The 24,598-nt window shown below is 72.2% G+C and carries 25 protein-coding genes; 16 read left to right on the forward strand and 9 right to left on the reverse strand.

The features are described from left to right. Position 1 precedes the first annotated feature (1 nt). Entirely contained in the window at positions 2 to 1,792 is a 1,791-nt protein-coding gene (locus tag BJ975_RS15340; protein WP_179427478.1) for an ATP-binding protein, read from the forward strand. Beyond that, on the forward strand, positions 1,792 to 2,715 hold the full coding sequence (locus BJ975_RS15345; RefSeq protein ID WP_179427480.1) for a hydroxymethylglutaryl-CoA lyase: 924 nt from the start codon (positions 1,792 to 1,794) through the stop codon (positions 2,713 to 2,715). The genes BJ975_RS15340 and BJ975_RS15345 overlap by 1 nt, the downstream gene beginning before the upstream one ends. Positions 2,716 to 2,802: 87 nt before the next feature. Here BJ975_RS15345 and BJ975_RS15350 read toward each other — a convergent pair whose 3' ends face one another. Further along, positions 2,803 to 3,480 (reverse strand): EcsC family protein, encoded by a 678-nt coding sequence (locus BJ975_RS15350; protein WP_179427482.1) that lies wholly within the window; start codon positions 3,478 to 3,480, stop codon positions 2,803 to 2,805. A 78-nt stretch (positions 3,481 to 3,558) separates the two neighbouring features. On the opposite strand from BJ975_RS15350, the gene BJ975_RS15355 reads away from it, so the two are divergent. The 4 genes from BJ975_RS15355 to BJ975_RS15370 all read left to right on the forward strand — a co-directional run bounded on the left by BJ975_RS15355 (position 3,559) and on the right by BJ975_RS15370 (position 6,717). Further along, positions 3,559 to 4,524 carry a phosphotransferase gene (locus BJ975_RS15355; RefSeq protein WP_179427484.1) on the forward strand — a complete coding sequence of 322 codons (966 nt, stop codon included), beginning with the start codon at positions 3,559 to 3,561 and terminating at the stop codon, positions 4,522 to 4,524. Next, the gene (aat, locus tag BJ975_RS15360; RefSeq protein WP_179427486.1) at positions 4,521 to 5,177 is read left to right on the forward strand and encodes a leucyl/phenylalanyl-tRNA--protein transferase; all 657 of its coding nucleotides are present in this window, start codon (positions 4,521 to 4,523) and stop codon (positions 5,175 to 5,177) included. Before BJ975_RS15355 ends, aat begins: the two co-directional genes overlap by 4 nt. Positions 5,178 to 5,274: 97 nt before the next feature. Beyond that, entirely contained in the window at positions 5,275 to 5,562 is a 288-nt protein-coding gene (locus tag BJ975_RS15365; RefSeq protein WP_179427488.1) for an HU family DNA-binding protein, read from the forward strand. 78 nt (positions 5,563 to 5,640) lie between these two features. Next, a complete protein-coding gene (locus tag BJ975_RS15370) occupies positions 5,641 to 6,717 on the forward strand; it encodes a CPBP family intramembrane glutamic endopeptidase (RefSeq protein ID WP_179427489.1) in 1,077 nt (358 codons plus the stop codon). A 4-nt stretch (positions 6,718 to 6,721) separates the two neighbouring features. Here BJ975_RS15370 and BJ975_RS15375 read toward each other — a convergent pair whose 3' ends face one another. Then, positions 6,722 to 7,039, reverse strand: a complete 318-nt coding sequence (locus BJ975_RS15375; RefSeq protein WP_179427491.1) for a rhodanese-like domain-containing protein — start codon at positions 7,037 to 7,039, stop codon at positions 6,722 to 6,724. A 138-nt stretch (positions 7,040 to 7,177) separates the two neighbouring features. Here BJ975_RS15375 and BJ975_RS15380 point away from each other — a divergent pair, with 138 nt between their 5' ends. From BJ975_RS15380 to BJ975_RS15395, 4 genes are all read left to right on the forward strand, one after another. Further along, on the forward strand, positions 7,178 to 7,570 hold the full coding sequence (locus tag BJ975_RS15380; protein ID WP_179427493.1) for an ATP-binding protein: 393 nt from the start codon (positions 7,178 to 7,180) through the stop codon (positions 7,568 to 7,570). Positions 7,571 to 7,608: 38 nt separating this feature from the next. Continuing rightward, positions 7,609 to 8,448, forward strand: coding sequence for a DUF5926 family protein (locus BJ975_RS15385; protein ID WP_179427495.1), 840 nt, complete (start codon positions 7,609 to 7,611; stop codon positions 8,446 to 8,448). Between the two features lie 74 nt (positions 8,449 to 8,522). Then, the gene (locus BJ975_RS15390) at positions 8,523 to 9,236 is read left to right on the forward strand and encodes an HAD family hydrolase (RefSeq protein WP_179427497.1); all 714 of its coding nucleotides are present in this window, start codon (positions 8,523 to 8,525) and stop codon (positions 9,234 to 9,236) included. Next, positions 9,233 to 11,737, forward strand: coding sequence for a glycoside hydrolase family 65 protein (locus tag BJ975_RS15395; RefSeq protein ID WP_179427499.1), 2,505 nt, complete (start codon positions 9,233 to 9,235; stop codon positions 11,735 to 11,737). The genes BJ975_RS15390 and BJ975_RS15395 overlap by 4 nt, the downstream gene beginning before the upstream one ends. A gap of 3 nt (positions 11,738 to 11,740) precedes the next feature. Here BJ975_RS15395 and BJ975_RS15400 read toward each other — a convergent pair whose 3' ends face one another. Further along, positions 11,741 to 13,351 carry a YegS/Rv2252/BmrU family lipid kinase gene (locus tag BJ975_RS15400; protein ID WP_179427501.1) on the reverse strand — a complete coding sequence of 537 codons (1,611 nt, stop codon included), beginning with the start codon at positions 13,349 to 13,351 and terminating at the stop codon, positions 11,741 to 11,743. An 85-nt stretch (positions 13,352 to 13,436) separates the two neighbouring features. Here BJ975_RS15400 and serS point away from each other — a divergent pair, with 85 nt between their 5' ends. The 4 genes from serS (at position 13,437) to BJ975_RS15420 (ending at position 18,117) form a co-directional block, all read left to right on the forward strand. After that, positions 13,437 to 14,720 carry a serine--tRNA ligase gene (gene serS, locus BJ975_RS15405; protein ID WP_179427503.1) on the forward strand — a complete coding sequence of 428 codons (1,284 nt, stop codon included), beginning with the start codon at positions 13,437 to 13,439 and terminating at the stop codon, positions 14,718 to 14,720. Continuing rightward, positions 14,717 to 15,502, forward strand: a complete 786-nt coding sequence (locus BJ975_RS15410; protein ID WP_179427505.1) for an HAD family hydrolase — start codon at positions 14,717 to 14,719, stop codon at positions 15,500 to 15,502. Before serS ends, BJ975_RS15410 begins: the two co-directional genes overlap by 4 nt. A gap of 148 nt (positions 15,503 to 15,650) precedes the next feature. Continuing rightward, the gene (gene acs, locus BJ975_RS15415) at positions 15,651 to 17,627 is read left to right on the forward strand and encodes an acetate--CoA ligase (RefSeq protein WP_179427507.1); all 1,977 of its coding nucleotides are present in this window, start codon (positions 15,651 to 15,653) and stop codon (positions 17,625 to 17,627) included. 64 nt (positions 17,628 to 17,691) lie between these two features. After that, positions 17,692 to 18,117 carry a phage holin family protein gene (locus tag BJ975_RS15420; protein WP_179427509.1) on the forward strand — a complete coding sequence of 142 codons (426 nt, stop codon included), beginning with the start codon at positions 17,692 to 17,694 and terminating at the stop codon, positions 18,115 to 18,117. Here the strand turns inward: BJ975_RS15420 and BJ975_RS15425 are convergent. The 4 genes from BJ975_RS15425 to nth all read right to left on the reverse strand — a co-directional run bounded on the left by BJ975_RS15425 (position 18,095) and on the right by nth (position 21,519). Continuing rightward, positions 18,095 to 18,901, reverse strand: coding sequence for a hypothetical protein (locus tag BJ975_RS15425; RefSeq protein ID WP_179427511.1), 807 nt, complete (start codon positions 18,899 to 18,901; stop codon positions 18,095 to 18,097). The genes BJ975_RS15420 and BJ975_RS15425 overlap by 23 nt on opposite strands. Beyond that, complete coding sequence (locus BJ975_RS15430; RefSeq protein WP_179427513.1) at positions 18,901 to 20,067, reverse strand: MarP family serine protease; 1,167 nt, start codon at positions 20,065 to 20,067, stop codon at positions 18,901 to 18,903. The genes BJ975_RS15425 and BJ975_RS15430 overlap by 1 nt, the downstream gene beginning before the upstream one ends. 2 nt (positions 20,068 to 20,069) lie before the next feature. Further along, positions 20,070 to 20,711 carry an NUDIX hydrolase gene (locus tag BJ975_RS15435; RefSeq protein WP_179427515.1) on the reverse strand — a complete coding sequence of 214 codons (642 nt, stop codon included), beginning with the start codon at positions 20,709 to 20,711 and terminating at the stop codon, positions 20,070 to 20,072. A gap of 76 nt (positions 20,712 to 20,787) precedes the next feature. After that, a complete protein-coding gene (gene nth, locus BJ975_RS15440) occupies positions 20,788 to 21,519 on the reverse strand; it encodes an endonuclease III (protein ID WP_179427517.1) in 732 nt (243 codons plus the stop codon). An 81-nt stretch (positions 21,520 to 21,600) separates the two neighbouring features. Here nth and BJ975_RS15445 point away from each other — a divergent pair, with 81 nt between their 5' ends. Both BJ975_RS15445 and BJ975_RS15450 read left to right on the forward strand, forming a co-directional pair. Beyond that, positions 21,601 to 22,278, forward strand: a complete 678-nt coding sequence (locus tag BJ975_RS15445) for a Crp/Fnr family transcriptional regulator (protein ID WP_269304316.1) — start codon at positions 21,601 to 21,603, stop codon at positions 22,276 to 22,278. Between the two features lie 4 nt (positions 22,279 to 22,282). After that, entirely contained in the window at positions 22,283 to 22,918 is a 636-nt protein-coding gene (locus BJ975_RS15450; protein WP_218845973.1) for a maleylpyruvate isomerase family mycothiol-dependent enzyme, read from the forward strand. A 22-nt stretch (positions 22,919 to 22,940) separates the two neighbouring features. On the opposite strand, the gene BJ975_RS15455 is transcribed toward BJ975_RS15450, so the two are convergent. Then, entirely contained in the window at positions 22,941 to 23,708 is a 768-nt protein-coding gene (locus BJ975_RS15455; RefSeq protein WP_269304313.1) for an MBL fold metallo-hydrolase, read from the reverse strand. Between the two features lie 76 nt (positions 23,709 to 23,784). Further along, positions 23,785 to 24,597, reverse strand: a complete 813-nt coding sequence (locus tag BJ975_RS15460; protein WP_179427523.1) for an NUDIX hydrolase — start codon at positions 24,595 to 24,597, stop codon at positions 23,785 to 23,787. Position 24,598 lies beyond the last annotated feature (1 nt).

Raw genomic sequence — 24,598 nt, forward strand, 5'->3', positions numbered from 1 at the left:
CATGGCCCTGGACTCCGTGCTCGTCGCCAACCGCGGCGAGATCGCCGCCCGCGTGCTGCGGGCCTGCCGTGAGCTCGGCATCCGCGGGATCGCGGTGCACGTCCCCGGCGACACCGCGCACCTCGCCCTCGCCGACGACGCGGTCGAGGTGCCGGGCTACCTCGACGGCGCCGCGATCGTCGAGGCCGCACGGGGGGCCGGCGCGACCGCCGTGCACCCGGGCTACGGCTTCCTCTCCGAGAACGCGCCGTTCGCGCGGGCCGTGGCCGAGGCTGGTCTGGTGTTCGTCGGTCCGGACGCCGACGTCATCGAACTGATGGGACGCAAGGACCGTGCCCGCGAGGTCGCCGAGCGCGCCGGGGTGCCGGTCATGCCGCGCTACGAGCCCGACGCGGTGCCCGCCGACGCCTATCCCGTGCTGGTCAAGGCCGCGGCCGGCGGCGGCGGCAAGGGCATGCACGTCGTCCGCCGGCCCGAGCAGCTCGCCGACGCGCTCGCCACCGCCGCCCGCGAGGCGCGCGCCGCGTTCGGCGACGACACCCTGCTGATCGAGCGCTTCGTCGAGGGCGGCCGTCACGTGGAGGTCCAGGTCTTCGGCGACCGGCACGGCCACGTGGTGCACCTGCTCGACCGCGACTGCTCCGTGCAGCGCCGCCACCAGAAGGTCGTCGAGGAGGCCCCGGCGCCCGGCCTCGACCCGCGCGTCCGTGAGCGGATCCGCTCCGCCGCCGTGTCCCTGTGCCGCGAGGTCGGCTACGTCAACGCGGGCACGGTGGAGTACCTCGTCCACGGCGACGAGGCGTACTTCCTCGAGATGAACACGCGCCTGCAGGTGGAGCACCCGGTCACCGAGGAGGTCACCGGCACCGATCTCGTCCACTGGCAGCTGGCGGTCGCCGCGGGCGAGCCGCTGCCGCTGGAGCAGGAGGACGTCGTCGAGGTGGGCCACGCGGTCGAGGTGCGCGTCTACGCCGAGGACCCCTACGCCGGCTTCCTCCCGCAGGCCGGCCGGATCCGCGAGGTCTGGTGGCCCGGCGCCCGCATCGAGTCGGTCATCGAGGACTTCGACGGCGCCGACGTGAGCTCCTCGTTCGACCCGATGATCGCGAAGATCATCACGATCGGCGACGACCGCGACGAGGCCGTCGACGCGATGGTCGAGGCGCTGGACGCGACCGCGGTCTTCGGCATCCGCTCGAACGTCGGCTTCCTGCGCCGGATCGTCGACTCGGCCACGTTCCGCGATGCGGCGATGGACACCGGCTGGCTGGACGCCGAGCCCGAGGACCTGCTCGCACCGCCCGAGGTGCCCCGGAGCGCGGCCGCCGCGGCGGCACGTCTGCTCTGGCCCGCGCCCGACGACGGCTGGCGCGTCGCCGGTCCCGCCGCGCCGCTCGTCCTGCCCGTCGTCGACGAGGAGGGCGTCCGCCACGAGGTCAGCGCGTGGCCCGACCACGTCGTCCCGAACACCACCGACGGCGCCCGCGCGTGGGTGGCGATCGAGGGTGAGACGCACGTCTTCGAGCGGCCCGACGGCACGCGTCGGCCACGCACGCTGCACGCCGGCGACGCCGAGGTGACCGCGCCGATGCCCGGCACCGTCATCGCCGTCGAGGTCGAGCCGGGCCAGCGCGTCGAGGCCGGTCAGCGGCTCGGGGCGGTCGAGGCCATGAAGATGGAGCTGGCGCTCACCGCCGCCCACGCGGGCGTCGTCACCGAGGTGGCCGCCACGGTCGGGCGCCAGGTGAAGATGGGCGACCTGCTGTTCCACGTCGAGGCGCAGGAGGACTGATGGCACTGCCGATGGTCGAGCGCGACCCCAGCCTGCCCGCGCGCGTGACGATCTACGAGGTCGGCCCGCGCGACGGCCTGCAGAACGAGTCCGGGATCGTTCCGGTGGACGCGAAGGTCGCGTTCATCGAGGACCTCGTGTCCGCGGGGCTGCCGGTCGTCGAGGCCACCAGCTTCGTGCACCCGAAGTGGGTGCCCCAGCTCGCCGACGCCGGCGAGGTCGTGGCGCGGCTCCCCGTGGCGGGAAGCGTTCCGCTGCCGGTCCTGGTCCCGAACGAGCGCGGTCTCGACCGCGCCCTGGAGGCCGGCGTGCGGCACATCGCGATCTTCGCCAGCGCCACCGAGACCTTCGCGGCCAAGAACCTCAACAGCTCGGTCGAGGGCCAGTTCGCGCTGTTCGAGCCCGTCGTCCGCCGCGCGCTCGACGCGGGAGTCGACGTTCGCGCGTACGTCTCGATGTGCTTCGGCGACCCGTGGGAGGGCGCCGTCGACCCGGCCCAGGTCGTGGGCGTCGGACGGCGCCTGCTCGACCTCGGCGCGACCCAGCTCTCGATCGGCGACACGATCGGCGTCGGCACCGCCGCGCACGTGGCCCGGCTCGTCGGCGACTTCGCCGACGCGGGCGTGCCGGCCGCCCGGCTCGCGATGCACTTCCACGACACCTACGGGCAGGCGCTCGCGAACGCCCTCGCGGCGCTGCGCTGCGGGATCACCACGTTCGACGCCTCGGCCGGCGGTCTCGGTGGCTGCCCCTACGCCGAGAGCGCGACGGGCAACCTGGCCACCGAGGACCTCGTCTGGATGCTCACCGGCCTCGGCATCGAGCACGGCGTCGACCTGCCGGCGCTCGTCCGTGCCAGCGTGCGGATGGCCGAGGTCCTCGGTCGCGAGAGCCCCTCGGCCGTCGTCCGCGCCCTCGCCTGACCGCCCTGACCCGAGATTTGCTCCATTTTCGACGTTTCAGAGGTGTTGAAAGGTCGAAAATGGAGCAAATCTCGGGACGGGCGGAGGTCAGCGGCGACGGAGGCGGCGGTCCTTGAGCTCGGACTGCGCGTAGCGGCCGACCTGCCAGGTGCCGAAGCCGTCGGCACCGGCGCCGACCGCGCCGCCGAGCAGCGGGATCTTCTTGCCGGCCAGCATGAGCGCGCGGCGGCCGATCGTGCGGCCGACCAGCTCGCCGGTGACCTCCTTGGCGATGCGGTCGTCGAGCACGGGGTCGTGCACCGGGGAGGTCGCGAGCGCCATCGGCGACGAGGGCAGCGTGCGCTTCTTGATCATCTCCTTGACCGTGTCCTCGCCGAGCATCACCGCGAGCACGGCGTTGCGCACGCGCGGATCCTCGATGTCGTAGCCGCGCAGGTGGGCGATGCTCGCGACGAGGTGGCACTGCACGATCGTGACGCCGACGACGTTGGCCGGGACCGTGGCGGGCGCCAGTGCGACGCCGCCGAGGTTCGTGACGAACCCCTGCAGGCCCGCGAGGCTCGTGTGCGAGCGGACGAGCGAGGCGACGGCCTTCTCCACGTCACCGGCGTTCGCGGCGAGCTTGGCCCCGGCCGTCTCCACGACGGGGCGCAGCGGCCCGATGCCATCGATGGCCTTGTCGAGGACCGTGCGGACGTAGCCCGAGGCCACGGAGGGCACCACCCGGGTGCCCGCCTCCTTCGCGATCCGGTCCTTCATTCCCATGCCGCAAGCATAGGAAGACGGCGCGAATGCGCTCGTTCGCCGCACGCGCAACGGCCCCGGGCCCCCTAGGGTGGGCCCATGGCGCAGGAGCCGTTCTCGACGCAGGTGGCGACTCCCCAGTGGCGCGCCCTCGCCGAGGAGTGGACCGCGGAGGCGCTCGCGCGTCACGGCATCGCGGTCACGGGCCCGAGCGAGCAGCCGCGCATCCGCGCTTGGTCGACCCAGCTCACCGTGCCGACCGACGCCGGACTCGTCTGGTTCAAGGCCACGTGCCCGGCGATGGCGTTCGAGCCGGCGCTGCAGCAGGAGATGGCCAGGCTCGTGCCCGGCGCCGTCCAGGAGCCGCTCGCGATCGACGCCGAGCAGGGCTGGATGCTCACCCGCGACCACGGCCCCACGGTCGGCGACCAGCGCACGCCCACCGCGCAGGACTGGCGGCTCGCGGTCGCCGAGGCCGCGCGGGTCCAGCGGGCGCTCGTCGACCACCGCGAGGAGCTGCTCGCCACCGGACTGCCCGACGCGGCCCCGGAGACCGTCGTCGACCGCTTCGACCGCATGCTCGAGATCCACGAGCAGATGCCGGCCGAGGAGGGTCCGCACGTCGCGCCGGGCACGATCGAGGCGCTGCGCTCGCGGCGCTCCGAGCTCGTGGACGCCTGCGCCGAGCTCGCGGAGTCCACCGTGCCCTCCACGTGGCAGCACGGCGACCTGCACCCGTGGAACCTCTACGGCACCGACGGCCACGTCGCCCTGTTCGACCTCGGCGACGGCATGTGGGCCCACGCGGTCGAGCTGCTCTGCGTCCCCTACGGCGTGGTCACGTCGTCCGACGACGTGGCCTGGGCCGACGTCGTCCCCGCGTGGCGCGAGGTCTGGGAGGTCGAGCCCGAGGAGTTCGACCGGCTGTGGCGCGCCACCGGCTTCACGCACGCGGTGAACCGGGCCGTCACGTGGCACCGGGCCCTGCTGACCGCCACCGCCGCCGAGGTCGCCGAGTGGGGGAGCGCGGTCGAGCACCACCTGGCCTCCATGCTGGACGCATGACGCCGGTCCCCCTGCCGCCCTCGCCCTGGGCGTTCGAGCCCGCGGAGTGGCCCGACGACGACTGCGTCGCCTCCGGCGCCGACCTCGAGCCCTCCACGCTCTTCGAGGCGTACCGCCGCGGCGCGTTCCCGATGCCCGACCGCCGCCGGCTGCTGTGGTGGTCGCCGACGCAGCGCGGCGTGCTCGGCCCGGGCGACCTGAGGGTCTCGCGGTCGCTGCGGCGCTCGATGCGGTCGTTCACGATCACCGTCGACACCGACTTCGAGGCCGTCATCGACGCGTGCGCCGACCCGCGCCGTCCCGGGGCCTGGATCGACGCCTCGATCCGCCGCGCGTACGTGCGGCTCTTCGAGCTCGGCCACGCGCACAGCGTCGAGACCCGCGACGAGGAAGGACGGCTGGTCGGCGGGCTCTACGGAGTCGGGATCGGCGCTCTGTTCGCGGGCGAATCCATGTTCCACCGCCGCACCGACGCGTCGAAGGCCGCGCTGGTCGGGCTGGTCGAGCGGATGTCGGTCCTGCCGGACTGGCTGATCGACACCCAGTGGCAGACCCCGCACCTGGCCACGCTGGGCGTCCGCGAGGTCCCGCGGGCGACCTACCTGGCCGCGATCGAGGCCCTCGTGGACCTCCCCGCACCCGATTGGGACTGAAATCTCGCGACACGCCGGGGGCCCCCGGGAGGCGGACCCCTCCGCGTGCTCCCTAGACTGCACGCGTACCCATTTCATCCATTTCAGGAGCAGAATCGTGGCACTTTCCCGCAACGATCTCGTGGCCGAGCTGGCCAACAAGACCGGCAGCACCAAGAAGGACGTCGACGAGTTCGTCACCGCCTTCGCCGAGCTCGTCATCGACTCGGTCGCCAAGGGCGAGAAGATCTCGATCCCGGGTGTTCTCTCGGTCGAGCTCGTCGAGCGCGCCGCCCGCACGGGTCGCAACCCCGCCACTGGTGAGACCATCGACATCCCCGCCGGCAAGGGCGTGAAGGTCAGCGCCGGCTCGCGCCTCAAGGCTGCCGCCAAGTCCGCGAAGTAATTCCTTGCGCGTTCCGACGCCCCCGCCCCTGTGGACACAGGGCCGGGGGCGTCGCGCGTCGTGTGTGAGGATGCGGCGATGACCACCTCGACGCCGTACCACCGGCTCGCCCGCGAGTCACCCGACTTCGCCCACTGGCGGCTGCCGGTCGCGGCCGTCGCGGGCACCGGTCTCTACCTGGCGCTCACGATCGTCCTGGTCGTCGTCGCCGCCCTGGTCGTGGTGGGCAGCGGCGCCAGCTTCGACGCGTGGCTGGACTCGATCGGCGCCACCGTCGACACCGACGAGCCGGGCGCCCTGCTGTTCCAGCTGCTCTCGATCGTCCTGCTGCTGCCGTGCGTCCTGGTGTCCGTCGCGGTGATCTGGCGCCGCCACGTGGGCTACCTCCACTCGGTGGTGGGTCACGTGCGCTGGCGCTGGCTGGGCTGGTGCGCGGTCCTGGCCTTCGTCGTCGTCGGCACCGCGCTGGGCCTCTCGATCGTCCTGGCCGCCGCGTCGGGCGAGTCCCTCGGCTTCGACGACCCCGGCGGCCGAGCGCTGCTCGTGCTGCTCATCGTGCTGCTGGTCGTCCCGTTCCAGGCCGCCGCCGAGGAGTACGTGTTCCGCGGCGCGCTGATGCAGCTGATCGGGTCGTGGACGCGATTCGCGGCCGTCCCGGTGATCGCCACCAGTCTGCTGTTCGCGGCCGGGCACCTCTACAACATCTGGGGCCTGGTCTCGGTCTTCCTCTTCGGCGTGGTCGCGGCCCTGATCACGATCCGCACCGGTGGCCTCGAGGCCGCGGTCGCGCTGCACGTCGCGAACAACATGGTGCTGCTGACCCTCGACGTCCTCGGCCTGATCGACTCCAGCGGCGAGGGCGCGGGCATGTGGAACGAGGTCGTCCCGTCCACGGTCATGTGCCTGGTCTTCTGGGGGCTCGTCGAGCTCTCGGCGCGGCGCCGCGGACTGCAGCGCCGGCGCCCGCCGCTGCCGGCACCCGCTCCCGCTCCCGCCTACGTCGTCGTGCCCCCGCCGCCGTACGTGCCCGGCCCGTCGGACCACGCGCCGATCCCGGCAGCCCCGGTCCAGCCTGCCGCTCCGGTGCCACCGCAGTCGCTCGTGCCGCCGAACGCGCCGTCCTACCCGGGCGACCCGGGCGTCTGGGGACGCTGAGCCGCTACGACACCACCGGGCGCCCGGCAGCCTCCCACGCGTCCATCCCGCCCTCGAGGTTCACCGCGTGGTGACCCATCGAGGTCAGCCACGCCGTCGCGTGCGCTGATCGCTGCCCGAGGTGGCAGACCACCAGCATCGGGCGTTGCGGATCCAGCCGCTCCACCTGCAGGGGCAGCTGCCCGAGCGGGACGTGGACCGCCCCGTCGATGTGTCCCGCCTCCCATTCGAAGGGCTCGCGGACGTCCAGCACGACCCAGTCCTCGGGCAGCGGGTCGGGCACCTCGGTCACGGACACCTGGGGCAGACCGGAGTCACTCATGGGGCGCGGGACCTCCTGTGGGTCTTGAAACCGGGAGAGTTGAATGGTTAATTGTTACTAGTCATGGCTGCGTGGCGCCCATTCGCGCGCCCCGTGATGCGTGCGGAGCGACCGCCGGCTGCGAGAGAGGAGGGACACATGGTGCAGAGCCGCGACCTCGTGCGACTGCCCTTCGAGTCCTCCACCCCGGGCATCGCCAGGACCAAGCTCGCGGCCTTCCTCACCCGCAACCGCACCGACCTCGCCGCGATCGACAACGCGTTGATCGTGCTGAGCGAGATGATCGCCAACGCCGTCGCGCACGGCACCCCCGACCAGGACGGCACGATGGAGATCGGCTGGGCCATCGAGGAGGGGCACCTCCTGCTCAGCGTCCGCGACTCCGGCCATGGCGTCGACATGGTGCCGCGCCCCTTCGACGAGGACTCCCTCGGCGGCCGCGGCCTCTCGATCATCAGCCGGGTCGCCGACAAGTGGTCGGTCGACCTCAGCGAAGGCACGTGCGTGCGTGCCGAGCTCACGCTGGCCTGAGCGACCGCCGTCGGCAGCCGACGGATACCGTGTCGGCCATGGGCAAGAAGTCGAGGCGTACCAAGCCGGCCAAGCAGCGCATGCCGTTCGTGGCGCGCACCTTCGAAGGACTCCCCGCCGAGGGCGACTGGGTCGCGATGCGCGAGTTCGTCCCGTCGGCCACCGCCGTGGTGGGCCTGCGCGACGGCGGCACCGTCCGCGTCTGCTCGCTGCTCCCCGGTGCCGGCGCGGGCCTGGTCCGTCCTGACGGCGAGATCTGGGTGGCCCTGCAGGTACTGCACAACCACGGCGACATCAGCCGCGACCTCGCGCACGTCATCGAGGTGGCGCGGGACACCGAGCCCGGCACCCCGATCCGGATGACGCCTCCCGGTGTCGGCGACCGCCTGCAGGACCTCATCGCGCCCGACGCGTCGTTCGAGCTCGAGCTGCACGACGGCTTCGACTGGTGGCTCGTCGAGGAGGACCGCGGCTCGTCCGCCGCCGCGTCCGCGCTCGAGGAGGCCAACGCCACCGTCGCGCCCACCACGCGCCTCACCGCGACCGACTCGGCCTACGTCACCGACATGGGCGACCACGCGTTCCTGCGCTGGATCATGCTCGACGAGGAGGGCCCGCTGCTCGACGCGTTCGCGCGGCTGCGCGCCGCGGGCACCGACGCGATCACGGAGGGCACCACGCTCATCGGCATCTTCCGCGCGCACGGCCTGCTGGTCCCGGTCTGGGAGCTGGAGGGCGTCGGGGCCGAGGAGCTCGACGCGGCCCTCCCGGCGTTCGTCGCCTCGCTCGACGAGGCGAAGGCGCAGACGGCCGAGCTGTCCGCGGCAGAGCGCACCGCACGCCGCGACCTGGTCAGCCGACAGGTCACCATCCGCTGACACGGCAGCCACGATCGACGTGCCGTCGGTCACGGGGTTCGTGGTCACCGGCACCGAGCCCCTAGGCTGATTGCGTGGACTGGAACGACTACGACGCCGCGTTGTTCGACCTCGACGGAGTGATCACGCCCACCGCCGAGGTCCACGAGATGGCCTGGGGCCGGATGTTCACGGACTTCCTGGCCGGTCACCCCGACGCCGACCCCTACACCGACGCCGACTACTTCGCGTACGTCGACGGCAAGCCACGGTACGAGGGCGTCCGGTCGTTCCTGGAGTCCCGCGGCATCGACCTGCCGTACGGCGACCCGTCGGACGATCCCGCCGCCGAGACCGTCTGCGCGCTCGGCAACCGCAAGAACGACTACTTCTCCGAGGTGCTGCGCACCGAGGGCGTCGAGGCCTACCCCGGCTCGGTGCGGCTGCTCGACGCGCTGGAGGATCGTGGCGTCAAGGCCGCGCTGGTCTCCAGCTCGCGCAACGCGAAGCTCGTGCTCGAGGCCGCGGGCCTCACCGAGCGCTTCGAGGTGATCATCGACGGCGAGGTCGCCGCGAGCGAGCAGATCGCCGGCAAGCCGGAGCCCGACACCTACGCCGCCGCGGCCGAGCGCCTCGGCGTGCCCACGCAGCGCTCCGTCGTGCTGGAGGACGCCGTCTCGGGTGTCCAGGCCGGCGCGGCGGGCGACTTCGGCCTCGTCGTCGGCGTCGACCGCGGTGCGGGCGCCGACGTCCTGCGCGAGAACGGCGCCGACGTGGTGGTCTCGGACCTCGCGGAGCTGCTGGCATGAGCTCGCACGAGGCGCCGCTGGCGGAGGACTTCCTGGACCGCGACCGCTGGCCCGCCGATCCGTGGCGGCTGGTGGAGACGCACCCCGACCAGACCGACCTCGGCGTCACCGAGACGCTGTTCGCAGTGGGCAACGGCTACCTGGGCATGCGCGGCAACGTCACCGAGGGCCGCGACTCGCACACCCACGGCACGTTCATCAACGGCTTCCACGAGACGTGGCGGATCCACCACGCCGAGGAGGCCTACGGCTTCGCCCGCGTCGGCCAGACGATCGTCAACGCCCCCGACGCGAAGGTCATCCGCCTCTACGTCGACGACGAGCCGCTGCTGCTGAGCGTGGCCGACCTGCTCGAGTACGAGCGCTCGATCGACTTCCGCGACGGCGTCCTGCGCCGCGAGATCCTGTGGCGCACTCCTTCGAACAAGCTCGTGCGCGTCGTGGCCAACCGCATGGTCTCGTTCGCCGAGCGCCACCTCGCGGTGCTCGAGTTCGAGGTGGAGATGGTCGACGACCACGCGCCGATCGCGATCTCGTCGCAGATCCTCAACCGCCAGGACGGCGAGGACGAGTACCACGTCCGCTCCAAGGCGATGGGCGAGGGACACGACCCCCGTAAGTCCGACGGATTCGACCGCCGCGTGCTCGAGCCCAAGCACCAGTGGGGCGACGCCGACCAGGGCCGCGTCGAGCTGGGCTTCCGGTGCGCCGACAGCGGCATGACCCTGGCCGTGGCGGCCGAGCACATCCTCGAGACCGACAACGAGTACACGACCCGCGTGCAGGTCGAGGACGACCTCGCGAAGGTGACCTACCGGATCAACGCCGAGCCCGGCCAGAAGGTCCGCCTGACGAAGCTGGTCTCGTACCACACGTCGCGCGGCGTCCCGGTGCGCGAGCTCGTCGACCGCTGCCGCCGCACCCTCGACCGCGCCTGCTCCGAGGGCGTCGCCCACCAGCGCGAGGCGCAGGTCGCCTGGCTCGCCGAGTTCTGGGAGCGCTCCGACGTCGAGGTGCCCGGGCACGACAGCATCCAGCAGGCGATTCGCTGGAACCTGTTCCAGGTGGCCCAGGCCAGCGCCCGCGCCGAGGGCGCCGGCATCCCCGCCAAGGGCGTCACGGGGTCGGGCTACAGCGGCCACTACTTCTGGGACACCGAGGTCTACGTCCTGCCGTTCCTGACCTACACGAATCCCGACCATGCCCGGAACGCCCTGCGGTTCCGGCACAGCCTCCTCGAGGCCGGACGCAAGCGCGCTCGTGAGATGTCGCAGTCGGGCGCGCTGTTCCCGTGGCGCACGATCAACGGCGAGGAGGCCTCGGCCTTCTACGCCGCGGGCACCGCGCAGTACCACATCGATGCGGACATCGCGTATGCCGTGACGCAGTACTACCTCGCCACCGACGACGAGGACTTCATGATCCGCCAGGGCATCGACATCCTCGTCGAGACGGCGCGGATGTGGGTGGACCTCGGCTTCTGGCGCGACGAGGAGGTGGGCACGTTCCACATCCACGGCGTCACCGGACCCGACGAGTACACGACCGTCGTCAACGACAACCTCTTCACGAACGTCATGGCCCGGTTCAACCTGAGCGCCGCCGCGCTCGCGGTGAAGCAGTTGGAGAAGCGCGCTCCTGACGCCCACCGCCGGATGGTCACCCGCCTGGCGCTCCAGGAGCACGAGATCACCGACTGGGAGCGCGCCGCCCGCAACATGGCGATCCCCTACGACGAGGCGCTCGGCGTGCACCCGCAGGACCAGCACTTCCTCGAGCGCGAGGTCTGGGACCTCGACCACACGCCGCTGGACAAGCGGCCGCTGCTGCTGAACTACCACCCGCTGGTGATCTACCGCTTCCAGGTGATCAAGCAGGCCGACGTCGTGCTGGCGCTGTACCTGCAGGGCAACCACTTCACGGCGGAGCAGAAGCGCGCGAACTTCGAGTACTACGACCCGATCACGACGGGCGACTCCACGCTCTCGGCCGTGGTCCAGTCGATCATCGCGGCCGAGGTGGGCTACCGCGACCTCGCGTACCGCTACTTCCTCGGCGCGCTGTTCGTCGACCTCGCCGACCGGCACAAGAACGCCACCGACGGCGTCCACGTCGCCTCGACCGGCGGTGTCTGGAGCGTGCTGGCCGGAGGCTTCGGCGGGTTCCGCGACCACCAGGGCGAGTTCACGATCGACCCGCGGCTGCCCGACGACTGGGACGAGCTGGTCTACCGCGTCACGGTGCACGGCACCCGCGTGCGCGTCACGGTGCGCCGCGACCAGCTCGAGCTCGTCGTCGAGGACCAGCTGCCCGACGCCCGCGGCCGGGTGGTCGACCCGCAGTTCTTCGTCCGCAAGCGCACGGTGACCGTGCGGCCGGGCGAGCCCGTCGTGGTGCCGCTCGAGGGTCAGGGACCGCAGATCGAGGGCACGCCGCCGTCGGTCTCGGGACGCCGCCGGGCCGACGGCACGGTCATCACCGCCATCGTCCCCGGCAGCTGAGCGTCACTCGGCGGGCGCCAGCGTCGCCGGCACGCGCACGAGCACCACGCCGGGGTGCACCTCGGCGGTGATCTCGCGGCCCTCGCCGGCCGGGTCGCCGTCGAGCTGCATCGGCACGGGCTTCTCGGCCTTCACGTGCACGCGCTGCGCGCACAGCCGGGTGAGGCGGGCGTCGTTGGTCTTGCGGCGCGTGATGACGCGGGCCACGATCGACAGCCAGCCGATGAAGCGCTTCGGCGCGACGATGACCACGTCGAGCAGGCCGTCGTCGATCTGCGCGTCGGGCAGCAGCGGGATGCCGCCCTGCAGGAAGCCCACGTTGCCGATGACGACGGTGCGCGCGCGGAAGTGGCGCGGCTCCTCGTCGTCGAGGGTGATCTCGACCTTGGTGCGCGGGAAGGTGATGGCCTTGACGCCCGAGACGAAGTACGCGAGGTAGCCGACGCGCTTCTTCAGGTCCTCGTTGACGCCGGTCATGATCATCGCGTCCATGCCCAGGCCCGCCATCACCAGGAAGGACGTCTCGGTGCCGCCGTCGGTCGTGAAGGTGGCGAGGTCGATCGCGCGGTCCTGGCCGCCGAACACCACGTCGAGCGCGTCGCGGGTGTTCACGGGGATGTCGAGGTTGCGCGCCAGCAGGTTGCCGGTGCCGTGGGGCAGCACGCCGACGGCGACACCCGAGCGGGTGGCCTCCTCGCACACCGCGCGCACCGTGCCGTCGCCGCCCGCGGCGATGACCAGGTCGACGTCGGCGTCCAGCGCCGCGCGGGTCTGACCGTGGCCCGGGTCCTCGATCGTGGTCTCGAACCACTGCGGCTCGTCCCAGCCGTGCGAGGCGCCGACCTGGCGCACCTTGGCCTTGAAGTCCTCGATGTCGCCGACCTTGACGGGATTGAGCACGACCGCGGCGCGACGTCGACCCGAGCCCGTGACCACGGCGAGGTCGGACGGCAGGCGGCCGCTGCCGCGCACCATGACGTGCCACAGGATCAGCGTGACGGCGCTGCCGAAGCACACGCCCGCGGTGACGTCGCTGAGGAAGTGCACACCGAGGAACACGCGGTCGGCGGCCACCAGCAGCGTGAGGACGACCCACAGGGTCAGCAGCAGCCGGCGCCGCAGGCCGCGGCCGGTGGCCACGATCGTCAGCAGCGCCATGACGGTGAAGAACAGGCCCGCGCCGGCCGAGTGGCCGCTCGGGAACGACCAGCCGCCGATCTCGTGCAGCGGAAGGTCCCACACCGGCCGCTCGCGGCGGACGGCCAGCTTGATCAGGGCGTTCCCGCCCAGCACCACGACGCCGGACGCGACGACCCACAGCGCGAGGATGCGCTCCTGGCGCCACCACAGCAGCCCGGCCAGCACCGCCAGGACGATCCCGACCGACCAGTTGCTGGTCACGATCGCGGTGATGTCGAGCAGGCTGACGAGCCACGCACGCGGCTCGGACACGTCGTACGCCCACTCCGCGACCGACTGGTCGAGGTCCATCAGGGGCTGCCAGCGCATCGACACGAGCACGGCCAGGGTGAGGAACAGGACGCACTCGACCGCCAGGAGAGCGTTCGGGATGAGCGGCCGGTCACCGTCGGCACGGCGCAGGTCGATCGTCACAACAGTCCTCTCGTCCGGAATGGGGCTGCCCCAGCGTAACCGCGCCGCGACACGTCGGCCGGTCACGCCTCGCTAGGCTGGCGGGGTGATCGATCCTCGACTGTTGCGTGACGAACCCGACCTGCTGCGTGCCGCTCAGGAGCGCCGCGGCGAGTCGCCCGAGGTCGTCGACGAGCTGATCGCGGCCGACGAGGCCCGTCGCGCCGCCATCGTGCGGTTCGAGGCGGTGCGCGCGGAGCAGAAGCAGCTCGGCAAGCAGATCCCGAAGGCGCAGGGCGAGGAGAAGCAGGCGCTGCTCGCCCGCACGAAGGACCTCAGCGCCGAGGTCAAGACCTCCGAGGCGGCGCAGGGCGCCACCGCCCAGGCGTTCGAGGAGCTCCTCAAGACCCTCCCGAACCCCACGGTCGACGCGCCTCCCGGCGGCGAGGACGACTTCGTCGTGCTCGAGGAGGTCGGCACGCCGCGCGACTTCGCGGCCGAGGGCTTCGAGCCGCGCGACCACCTCGAGCTCGGCGAGATGCTCGGCGCCATCGACATGGAGCGGGGGGCGAAGGTCAGCGGCTCGCGCTTCTACTACCTCACCGGCGTGGGCGCCCAGCTCGAGCTCGCGCTCGTGCAGCTGGCGATGTCGACCGCCGCCGAGTGGGGCTTCACGCCGATGATCCCGCCCGCGCTGGTCAAGCCGCAGGCGATGGACGGCACCGGCTTCCTCGGTCAGGCGGCCGACGACGTCTACCACCTGGAGAAGGACGACCTGTACCTCGTCGGCACGTCCGAGGTGCCCCTCGCGGCCTACCACGGTGGCGAGATCCTCCCCACCGAGTCGCTGCCGCGCCGCTACGCCGCCTTCAGCCCGTGCTTCCGCCGCGAGGCCGGCTCGTACGGCAAGGACACCCGCGGCATCTTCCGCGTGCACTGGTTCGACAAGGTCGAGATGTTCGTCTACACGACGCTCGACCAGGCCGCCGCCGAGCACGAGCGCCTGCTGGGCTGGGAGAAGGCCTGGCTGCAGAAGCTGGAGCTGCCGTTCCGCGTCATCGACGTGGCCGCGGGCGACCTCGGCCTCTCGGCCGTGCGCAAGTTCGACTGCGAGGCGTGGATCCCCACGCAGGGCAAGTACCGCGAGCTCTCGTCGGCCTCGAACTGCACCGAGTTCCAGGCCCGCCGCCTCGACGTCCGCACGCGCGGCGCCGCGGACGACGGCACCAGCCACGTCGCCACCCTCAACGGCACGCTCTGCGCCATGACGCGCACGATCGTCGCGCTGCTCGAGAACGGCCAGCAGGAGGACGGCTCGGTGCGTCTGCCCGCCGCGCTGCACCCGTACCTCGGTGAGGTGCTGCGACCCCTCGGTCAGGCGTCCGCGTGAGCTGGCGTCCCCGGCTCGTCGCCCTCGACGTCGACGGCACGATCGTCGACCACCGCAACACGCTGAGCCCTGCCGTGCGCGACGCCGTGCTGGGCCTGCGCGAGCAGGGGATCCCCGTCGTCATCGCCACGGGCCGCGCCGTGCCGGGCGTGTACGACGTGCTGGAGAAGCTCGGCTTCCGCGAGGGGCTCGGCGTGGCCAGCAACGGCTCGGTCGTCTTCAACGTCGACCCGTTCGAGGTCGTCCACACCACCACGTTCGACGCCAGCGAGGCGGTCAAGCGCGTGCTCGAGCGGGTGCCCGAGGCACTCGTGGCGGTGGAGGAGGTCGGGGTCGGCTACCGCGTGAACCGTGCGTTCCCCAAGGGCGAGATCACCGGCGAGATCATCCTCGACGAGGTCAACCGGATGGTCTCGCAGCCCGTCACCCGTGTCGTGGTCCGCGCGCCCGACCACGACCGCGACGAGTTCTCCGCGCTCGTGGAGGACCTCGGCCTCGACGGCACGAACTACTACATCGGCTACACCGCATGGCTCGACCTCGCGCCCGAGGGCGTCTCGAAGGCCTCGGGCCTCGAGGTCGTGTGCGCGTCGATGGGCGTCACGGCGGCCGACGTGCTCGCCGTCGGCGACGGCAGCAACGACGTCGAGATGGTCCGCTGGGCGGGCCGCGGCGTCGCCATGGGCCAGGCGCCCGACGAGCTCAAGCAGGTCGCCGACCACGTCACCGGCTCCGTCGAGGACGACGGCCTCGCGGCCGAGCTCACCCGCTGGCTCGACTGACCGGGGAATCGGTCACCCTCGCGCCGTTCGTCGCAGCGCACCCGCCGCTCGTCGGTGTGCGCTGGCGCACACCCGAGTCGGTGGGGCACCGTAAAGTCGTCACCAGTTGTGACCTGCGACACCCCCGAACCCGCCAGGAGGCCCACCCGTGACTCAGACCGGCATCGACAACCTCGCGAACGAGGACCGCAGCTTCGAGCCGCCGTCCGACCTGGCGGCGCACGCCAACGTCACCGCCGAGGCCTACGACCGCGCCGCCTCCGACCGGCTCGGCTTCTGGGCGGAGCAGGCCGAGCGCCTGACCTGGGACACCCCCTTCACCGAGGTGCTCGACTGGTCCAACCCGCCGTTCGCGAAGTGGTTCGTCGGCGGCAGGCTCAACGTCGCCTACAACTGCGTGGACCGCCACGTGGAGGAGGGCCGCGGCGACAAGGTGGCCTTCCACTTCGTCGGCGAGCCCGGCGACACCCGCGACATCACCTACTCCCAGCTCAAGGACGAGGTCAGCAAGGCCGCCAACGCGATCACCGAGCTCGGCATCGAGGCCGGCGACCGCGTCGCGATCTACCTGCCGATGATCCCCGAGGCGGTCATCGCGATGCTGGCCTGCGCGCGCCTGGGCGCCCCGCACACCGTCGTCTTCGGCGGCTTCAGCTCCGACGCCCTCGCCAGCCGCGTGGAGGATTGCGAGGCCAAGCTCGTCATCACCGCCGACGGCGGCTACCGCCGCGGCAACCCGTCGGCGCTCAAGCCCGCCGTCGACGAGGCCCTCGTCAAGCTCGGCGACCGGAGCCCCGTGGAGCACGTGCTGGTCGTGCGCCGCACGGAGCAGGACACCGAGGTCACCGAGGGCCGCGACGTCTGGTGGCACGACGTCGTCGACAGCGCCTCGCCCGAGCACACGCCCGAGGCGTTCGACGCCGAGCACCCGCTCTACGTCATGTACACGTCCGGCACCACGGGCAAGCCCAAGGGCATCCTGCACACCAGCGGTGGCTACCTCACGCAGTGCGCCTACACGTTCAACGCCGTCTTCGACCACAAGCGCGACACCGACGTCTTCTGGTGCACGGCCGACGTCGGCTGGGTCACCGGCCACTCGTACATCGTCTACGGGCCCACGGCCGAGGGCGCCACGCAGGTGCTCTACGAGGGCACGCCCGACAGCCCGCACAAGGGCCGCTGGTGGGAGATCATCCAGGACAAGAAGGTCACGCTCTTCTACACCGCGCCCACCGCGATCCGCACGTTCATGAAGTGGGGCGACGACATCCCCGCGCAGTACGACCTGTCCACGCTGCGCATCCTCGGTTCGGTCGGCGAGTCCATCAACCCCGAGGCCTACGTCTGGTACCGCACGAACATCGGCGGCGACCGCACCCCGATCGTCGACACCTGGTGGCAGACCGAGACCGGCGCGCACATGCTCAGCCCGCTGCCGGGCGTCACCACCGCGAAGCCGGGCTCCGCCATGGGCCCGCTGCCGGGCATCAGCGCCGAGGTCGTGAACGACGAGGGCCAGCCGGTGGGCAACGGCGAGGGCGGCTACCTGGTCCTCACCGAGCCGTGGCCGTCGATGCTGCGCACGATCTGGGGCGACGACCAGCGCTTCAAGGACACGTACTGGTCGCGCTTCAAGGACATGTACTTCGCCGGTGACGGCGCCAAGAAGGACTCCGACGGCGCGATCTGGCTGCTCGGCCGCGTGGACGACGTCATGAACGTCTCGGGCCACCGCCTGTCCACCACCGAGATCGAGTCCGCGCTGGTCTCGCACCCCACCGTCGCCGAGGCGGCCGTGGTCGGCGCCGCCGACGACACCACCGGCCAGGCGGTCGTGGCGTTCGTGATCCTGCGCGAGTCGGCGGGTGAGGCGGGCGGCACCGAGGAGGCGATCGTCGCGCTGCGCAACCACGTCGCGAAGGAGATCGGCCCGATCGCCAAGCCGCGCCAGATCATGGTCGTGCCCGAGCTGCCCAAGACGCGCTCCGGCAAGATCATGCGTCGCCTGCTGCGCGACGTGGCCGAGAACCGCGAGGTCGGCGACGCGACCACGCTGGCCGACTCGTCGGTGATGGACCTCATCACGGCGGGCCTGAAGAAGCCCGCGGCCGACCAGGAGTGACCCCGGGTCGGGGGTGCGGCGGTCACGACGGGCTGCCGCGCCCCGACTTGGGTACGCTCGCACCATGACGAAGCCCACGGACGACCCCACGATCGGACGACTCGTCGCAGATGTGACCCGCGATCTCTCCTCGATCGTCCAGCACGAGATCGCGCTGGCGAAGTCGGAGCTGCGCGTCAGCGTGAAGGCGGGTGGCCTGGGCATCGCGCTCGTGGCCGTCGCCGCGTTCCTGCTGCTGCTGGTGCTCATCCTCGGGTCGGTCACGATCGCGTACTTCCTGACGATGACCGGTCTGCACCCCGCGTGGGCGTTCCTGATCGTGACGGGCTTCTACCTGCTGCTCGCCGTGGTGCTCGTGCTGATCGCCTGGAGCCGCTTCAAGAAGGTGCGCGCCCCCGAGAAGTCGATCGGCACCGCCCGTCAGATCCCGTCGGCGCTCAAGCCCGGCGGCCCCGCCGGCACCCGCGTCAAGACCGTCGCGCGGAGCTGACCAGCCCCACCGCGGCGATCACCGCTCCGGCGACCGCCACCCACAGCAGGGTGGTGTCGAGCGACTCCACGATGCGTGCCGTCAGCACGTGGTTGAGCTCGCGGCCGGAAGCCGTCCCGGTCGACTGCTGCTCGACGACGCGCGGCACGCCCTCCCGCCCGATGACCCACCACGCGGCGGCCGCCAGCACCACGCCGACGCCCAGGGCGGCGAGCGTGATGGAGCGGCGCCGCGACACGACGAGGGCGAGCAGCGCGGCGCCCAGCGCCACGGCGGCGGCGACCACCGCGAGCCCGGGCGAGCGCTCGGCCGCGGCCACGAGATCGCTCGGGTCCTCCTCGCTGAGGGTGACCACGAGCTCTTCCGGGCCGGTCAGGGGGATCGGCAGGTCGACCTCGCCCAGGGCGAGGCGCACCAGCGGCGAGACGTCGGCGCGGACGGACGTGGGGGTCGGCTCGGCGAAGAGCTCCTGATGAGCGCTGCGCGTCGTCTCGCGCCACGCCTCGCTCCAGTCGGGCGACTCGGTGAGGCGCACGATGGCGTCGCTGACGCCCGCTGCGATGCGGTCGTGCAGGGCGATGGGCAGGCCGGTCTGGTCGGCGAACGCCTCGCCCGCGAGGTCGGCCGCCCGCTCCTGCACCTCGCGGTCGTCGCCCACCCGGGACGTGAGGTCGACGAACCCGTCCTCGCTCTGCAGGTGCGTGGCGCTCCAGCCGGCGCCGATCGCGACGAAGGTGGCCACGGTGGCGACGCACCACAGCAGCGCGGCGGCCAGCGCGCGCATCAGGCGCAGCCTCCCGTGGAGACGGTGCGGTTCGCGCGCAGGGCCGCGGTGGCGACCGGCACGGTCTCGGCGGCCGTGACCGCGTAGCCGGTCTCGGCGTCGGACACCGAGGCCGCGAAGATGACGCCGATGACGTCGCCGTCGGCCGAGATCAGCGGGCCACCGGAGTTGCCCGAGCGCACCAGCGAGCGGATCGAGAAGACGTCGCGCGAGACGCGCCCCTGGCCGTAGATGTCGGGGCCGCGCAGGTCGAGCCGGCCACGCACGCGCGCCGCGCGGGCGTCGAAGGGACCGTTCTCGGGGAAGCCGAGGACGGCCGCCGGATCGCCCTGCTGCGCCCCGGTGTCGAAGCGGAGCGGGTCGCCGTCGAGACCCGGCACGTCGACGACGGCCAGGTCGAGCTCGGCGTCGAACCACACGGGACGGGCGTCGAGGCGGCGGTCGCCCAGCGTGACGGTGGGACGGGAGACGCCGGCGATCACGTGCGCGTTCGTCATGACCCGCTCGGGCGCGATGACGAAGCCCGAGCCCTCGATCGTGCGGCGGCACTCGGCCTCGCCGAGGACCCGCACGACGCTGCCGCGGGCGTCGCGGACCGACTTCAGCGCGAGCGTGTCCTGGTCCGGCGGATCCGTCTGCGGGATGATCTCGGTCTCGAACGGGTCCAGGTACCGCGGGAACACGTCGCCGGTGAGGGTGTCGGTGAACGACCGCAGCGCCGCGCCGGCCCGCTCGGGCATGAGCGTGTCGACCCGCGCCAGCACGGTGGAGTCGCGCACGGCCGAGCTGACGTAGGGCAGCGTGGACGCGCTCACCGCGTAGCCGAGCGCCCACGAGGCCGCCATCACGACGACGGTGCCGAACGCCGCACCGAACACGGCGTCGATCGCCCGCCCGGGCCCGCGACCGATCCGCAGCGACCGCCCGATCAACGTCCCCAGGAAGTTGCCGATCCCCGCGATGACGAAGACGAAGACGATCGACATGACGGCCTTGAGTGGGTCGCCCTCGCCCTGGGCGAAGAACTTCGGCGCGAGCGCGATGCCGAGCAGGAAGCCCAGCAGCAGGCCGCCGCCGGAGAACACGTTGGAGACGAAGCCGTGCACCCACCCCGCGTAGGCGTAGACGATGAACGTCACGACCAGGACGATGTCGAGCCAGTTCATGCTCACTCCGGGATGGGTCGGGTCCGGGAGGCGTCCCACGGGCGCTCCCACCCGAGGCGCTCGAACAGTCGGGCGATGATGCCGGCGGTGAAGCCCCACAGCGGGACGTTCGTGCCGATGTCGAAGGCGGGCCCGGTCCAGCCCGAGGGGTGCACGACGCTGAAGCGGCGCTCGGGGTCGAGCAGCAGGTCGAGCGGGGTCGGCAGGACGCGCTCGACCTCGTCGGGGCTGTGCGCGTGCAGGGTGCGCGGGCTCGTCCAGTAGCCCAGTACCGGGGTCACGGCGTGGTTGCTCGGCGGCAGCCACAGCGTGGGCAGGCTGCCGAACACGATCACCTCGCGGGGGTCGAGCCCGACCTCTTCCTCGGCCTCTCGCAGCGCGGTGTGGACCGCGTCGCGGTCGGTCGCGTCCTGGCGGCCGCCGGGGAACGAGATCTGTCGCGCATGGCTGCGCAGGGTGGCGGCGCGCTCGGTGAGCAGCAGCTCGCGGCCGTTCTCGCCGTCGGAGAAGAGCATCAGCACGGCCGCCGGGCGGGCCTCGGCCGGCGGGTGCGGGAAGCGAGGTGCGAGGTGCTCGGCCTCGACCGAGTCCAGCATCTCGGCCAGCGGGTGCAGCCACTCGGGCAGTGCGGCGACGTCGGTCATGCCGGCACCGCCTTCGGAAGGGCACAGTCTGGCAGTGCCGGCATTCCCCACCTCATCGCCGCTCGCTGGCGCTCGCTCATGCCGGCCCCTGCGTGGTGACGAGGGCCTCGGCGACCTCGGGGTCGGTGGGCCCGAGGCCGTACGAGGGGCACCACTGCGCCACGGGGCAGGCGCCGCACGCGGGCGTGCGCGCGTGGCAGCGACGGCGGCCGTGCCAGATCACGTGGTGGCACAGCATGGTCCAGTCGCTCTTCGGGAACAGGGCGCCGACGGCGTGCTCGGTCTTGACGGGGTCCTTCGCGGTGGCCTCGTCCACCCACTCCCAGCGCTTCACGAGGCGGGCGAAGTGGGTGTCGACGGTGATGCCGGGGACGTCGAACGCGTTGCCCAGGACGACGTTGGCGGTCTTGCGGCCGACGCCGGGCAGGCTCACGAGGTCCTTCAGCCGGCCCGGCACCTCGCCGCCGAAGTCCTCGACGAGGGCGGCCGAGAGGCGCAGCACGCTGTCGGTCTTGGCGCGGAAGAAGCCGGTGGGCCGGATGATCTCCTCGACCGCCGTGCGGTCGGCGGCGGCCAGGGCCGCGGCGTCGGGATAGGCGGCGAAGAGGGTGGGCGTGATCGCGTTGACGCGACGGTCCGTGGTCTGCGCGGAGAGCACCGTGGCGACGAGCAGCTGGAACGGATCGGCGAAGTCGAGCTCGCACCGGGCGTCGGGGTACGTCTGCGCGAGCACCCGGTTGATCTTGCGTGCGCGCCGCACGAGGGACGTCGCCGGACGTGTCGTCGGGGGCGTCGAATCGGCTGGCACGTTAACACCGTATCCGGACTCTTCACACACGCACGGGCCCAAGGTGGGTGTGATCTGGGTTGCATGTGGGAAACTAGCGCTGTGACCGATGATGTTCTGCGCCAAGCCCCTCTGTTCAACGGCCTCGACGACGACGCCTCCGGCGCGCTCGAGTCCTCCATGTCCACGGTGACGCTGCGCCGTGGCGAGGTCCTGTTCGCCGAGGGTGACGAGGGCGACCAGCTCTACGTCGTCATCGAGGGCAAGATCAAGCTCGGTCGTCGTTCGGTCGACGGCCGCGAGAACCTCATCGCGATCCTGGGCCCGGGCCAGATGTTCGGCGAGCTGTCGTTCTTCGATCCCGGCCCGCGTTCGGCCACGGCCACGGCCGTCACCGACACCGAGCTGCGCAGCCTCGGCCACGGCGCGCTCAACCCGGTCCTGCAGTCGCACCCCGACGTGGCCTACGCCCTGCTGAACCAGCTGGCGGGCCGCCTGCGCCGCACCAACGAGGTCGTCGGCGACCTCGTCTTCTCCGACGTCCCGGGCCGCGTCTCCAAGGCGCTGCTCGACCTCGCCGCCCGCTTCGGCCGCGAGGCCGACGACGGCATCCACGTCAACCACGACCTCACGCAGGAGGAGCTGGCGCAGCTCGTCGGCGCCTCCCGCGAGACCGTGAACAAGGCGCTCGCCGACTTCGCCTCGCGCGGCTGGCTGCGCCTCGAGCCCCGCTCGGTCATCATCCTCGACCTCGAGCGCCTCAAGCGCCGCTCGCGCTGAGTTGGTGGACGCCGCAGCGGTCCAGGAGCTCACCCACGGGGAACGCCGCCGGCTGGTCGAGATCCTCGACCGGCTGACCCCCGAGCAGTGGGAGGCGACCTCGGCGTGCCCCCGCTGGTCCGTCGAGGGCGTCGTCGCCCACCTGAGCGCCGCCGCCAGCACCACCACGCGGCAGTGGATCGTCAGCATCGTCCGCTCGCGGTTCGATCCGGACCGGCACAACGACCGCCTCATCGCCCGTCATCGCGGCGCCACGCCGGGCGAGACGCTGGAGACCTTCCGCGGACTCGTCGCCAGCCGCACCGCCGCCGCCGGCGCCCACGTCGCCATGCTCGGCGAGGTCGTGGTGCACGCGCAGGACATCGTGCGGCCCCTCGGCCTCGAGCTCGTGCCGGATCAGACCGCGGTTCTCGAGGTCGCCCGCTTCTTCGCGACGAAGGACTTCGCGGTCAACAGCCGCACGCTCGTCCGCGGCCTTTCGCTCAAGGCGGACGACGCGCCCTTCGACGTGGGCTCGGGTCCCCTCGTCACCGGCGAGCTGCTGACGCTCACCCTGGCGATGGCCGGGCGCGCGGACGCGGCCGCCGAGCTGGCCGGCCCCGGTGCGGAGGAGCTGCTCCACCGCATCGAGATCGCCTGACCCGCGTCGCGCCGCCCGCGGGTCAGGTCGTCTCGAGGTACTCCAGCTGGGCGCGGACCGAGAGCTCGGCGGCGTCCCACAGGACCGGGTCGACGTCGGCGTAGACCAGCTCGACGACCTCGCGCGCCGTGGTGGCGCCGCGCTCGACGGCGGCGCGCACCTGCTCGAGCCGCTCCTCTCGGTGGGCCAGGTAGTAGTCCAGGACGGCCGCCGGGTCCTCCACGACCGGACCGTGGGCGGGCAGGATCGTGGTGGCGCGGCCCTCCTCGACGATCGCCCGGAACTTCCGGATCGAGTCGAGGTAGGGCCCGAGGGCGCCGTCGGGGTGTGCCACCACGGTGGTGCCGCGGCCCAGCACCATGTCGCCGCTGAGCAGCGCCCGGTCCTGAGGCAGCAGGAACGCCACCGAGTCGCGCGTGTGCCCCGGCGCGGCCACGACGTCGATCTGCAGGCCGTCGACCTCGATCCGCTCGCCGTCGACCAGCGGGTCGGCCTCGCGGGTGTAGTCCGGCGAGATCGCGCGCGTGGGCGCGCCCGTGGCCTTCACGAACGACGCGAGCGCGTCGGTGTGGTCCCAGTGGTGGTGCGTGAACAGCACGAGCGCCACCTCGCCCGCCGCCGCGGCGACCGCCTCGACGTGCTCGGCGATGTCGGGACCGGGGTCGACCACGACCGAGCGCGCGGCGCCCGGCTCGCGCAGGATCCAGGTGTTGGTGCCGTCGAGCGTCATGATCCCGGGGTTGTCCGCCAGGATGAACGACGCGCGGTCGGTGATCCGCTGGTCACTCACGCCGACCTCCCCGAGATGAGTCGACGGTACGGGGAAGCCGGCGTGACATCCCCTCGGTTCGCTCGCTGGCGCTCGCTCACAGGTGCTCCTCACGCTCGGTCTCGAGCCACCACTCGCCGTCCTTGCGGACGAAGTGCGGCTCGATGGCACGGATGCGGCGCTCGGCCGCGGCGTCCAGCACCTCGGTGGCCGCCAGGGTCGAGAGCTCGCGACACGTGACCGCGGTGGGCGGCATCATCGCGGCCTGCTTCGTGTCGACGAGTGCGAGCACCTCCGACAGTGGCGCCCACAGCGACTTGTCGGCCTCGGTGCTCACGGTGCCGATGCGCTGGCCCTCGGGGAGCGCGGCGACGAAGAACCGCGTGTCGTAGCGCCGCGGCTCGAGGGCCGGGGTGATCCAGTGCGCCCACGCACCGAGCAGGTCGGCACGCAGCACCAGGCCCTGGTCGGCCAGGAAGCGCGCGAACGACATCTTCTTCGCCTCGAGGTCCTCGCGCGCCCACGCCAGGTCGGTGGTGTCGCCGACGACGGAGTGCTCGTCGGGCCCGGCCAGCAGCACGCCGGTCTCCTCGAACGTCTCGCGCACGGCAGCCACGACGAGCCGGGCCGCGCGGTCGGGTTCGCAGTGGAAGCGCTCGGCCCAGACCTCGGGGGCGGGGCCCACCCAGGTCATCGGCTCGCCGTCGTCGTCCTGCACGCCGCCGCCGGGGAACACGTACATGCCCGCGGCGAACGCCATGGCGGAGTGACGGCGCATGAGGAACGCCTCGATGCCGTCCTCGCCGTCGCGGACGACGGCGATCGTGGCCGCGTCCTTCGGGGTGACGGCCGTCTCGGGGTCGAAGTCCTTCAGCCGCTCCTGCATCCGGGCCGGGACCGGGACCAGCACG

The organism is Aeromicrobium tamlense (assembly GCF_013408555.1).
In the GTDB taxonomy this organism is placed as follows: domain Bacteria; phylum Actinomycetota; class Actinomycetes; order Propionibacteriales; family Nocardioidaceae; genus Aeromicrobium; species Aeromicrobium tamlense.

What these genes read in the sequence shown, in the direction of transcription:
- BJ975_RS15370 (WP_179427489.1), top strand. Translation starts at nt 5,641, where the DNA reads ATGACCACCTCGACGCCGTACCACCGGCTCGCCCGCGAGTCACCCGAC.
- BJ975_RS15425 (WP_179427511.1), bottom strand. Translation starts at nt 18,901, where the DNA reads ATGCGCGCGCTGGCCGCCGCGCTGCTGTGGTGCGTCGCCACCGTGGCC.
- BJ975_RS15350 (WP_179427482.1), bottom strand. Translation starts at nt 3,480, where the DNA reads ATGGGAATGAAGGACCGGATCGCGAAGGAGGCGGGCACCCGGGTGGTG.
- BJ975_RS15340 (WP_179427478.1), top strand. Translation starts at nt 2, where the DNA reads ATGGCCCTGGACTCCGTGCTCGTCGCCAACCGCGGCGAGATCGCCGCC.
- BJ975_RS15375 (WP_179427491.1), bottom strand. Translation starts at nt 7,039, where the DNA reads ATGAGTGACTCCGGTCTGCCCCAGGTGTCCGTGACCGAGGTGCCCGAC.
- BJ975_RS15385 (WP_179427495.1), top strand. Translation starts at nt 7,609, where the DNA reads ATGGGCAAGAAGTCGAGGCGTACCAAGCCGGCCAAGCAGCGCATGCCG.
- BJ975_RS15395 (WP_179427499.1), top strand. Translation starts at nt 9,233, where the DNA reads ATGAGCTCGCACGAGGCGCCGCTGGCGGAGGACTTCCTGGACCGCGAC.
- BJ975_RS15420 (WP_179427509.1), top strand. Translation starts at nt 17,692, where the DNA reads ATGACGAAGCCCACGGACGACCCCACGATCGGACGACTCGTCGCAGAT.
- BJ975_RS15345 (WP_179427480.1), top strand. Translation starts at nt 1,792, where the DNA reads ATGGCACTGCCGATGGTCGAGCGCGACCCCAGCCTGCCCGCGCGCGTG.
- aat (WP_179427486.1), top strand. Translation starts at nt 4,521, where the DNA reads ATGACGCCGGTCCCCCTGCCGCCCTCGCCCTGGGCGTTCGAGCCCGCG.
- BJ975_RS15435 (WP_179427515.1), bottom strand. Translation starts at nt 20,711, where the DNA reads ATGACCGACGTCGCCGCACTGCCCGAGTGGCTGCACCCGCTGGCCGAG.
- BJ975_RS15355 (WP_179427484.1), top strand. Translation starts at nt 3,559, where the DNA reads ATGGCGCAGGAGCCGTTCTCGACGCAGGTGGCGACTCCCCAGTGGCGC.
- BJ975_RS15430 (WP_179427513.1), bottom strand. Translation starts at nt 20,067, where the DNA reads ATGAACTGGCTCGACATCGTCCTGGTCGTGACGTTCATCGTCTACGCC.
- BJ975_RS15380 (WP_179427493.1), top strand. Translation starts at nt 7,178, where the DNA reads ATGGTGCAGAGCCGCGACCTCGTGCGACTGCCCTTCGAGTCCTCCACC.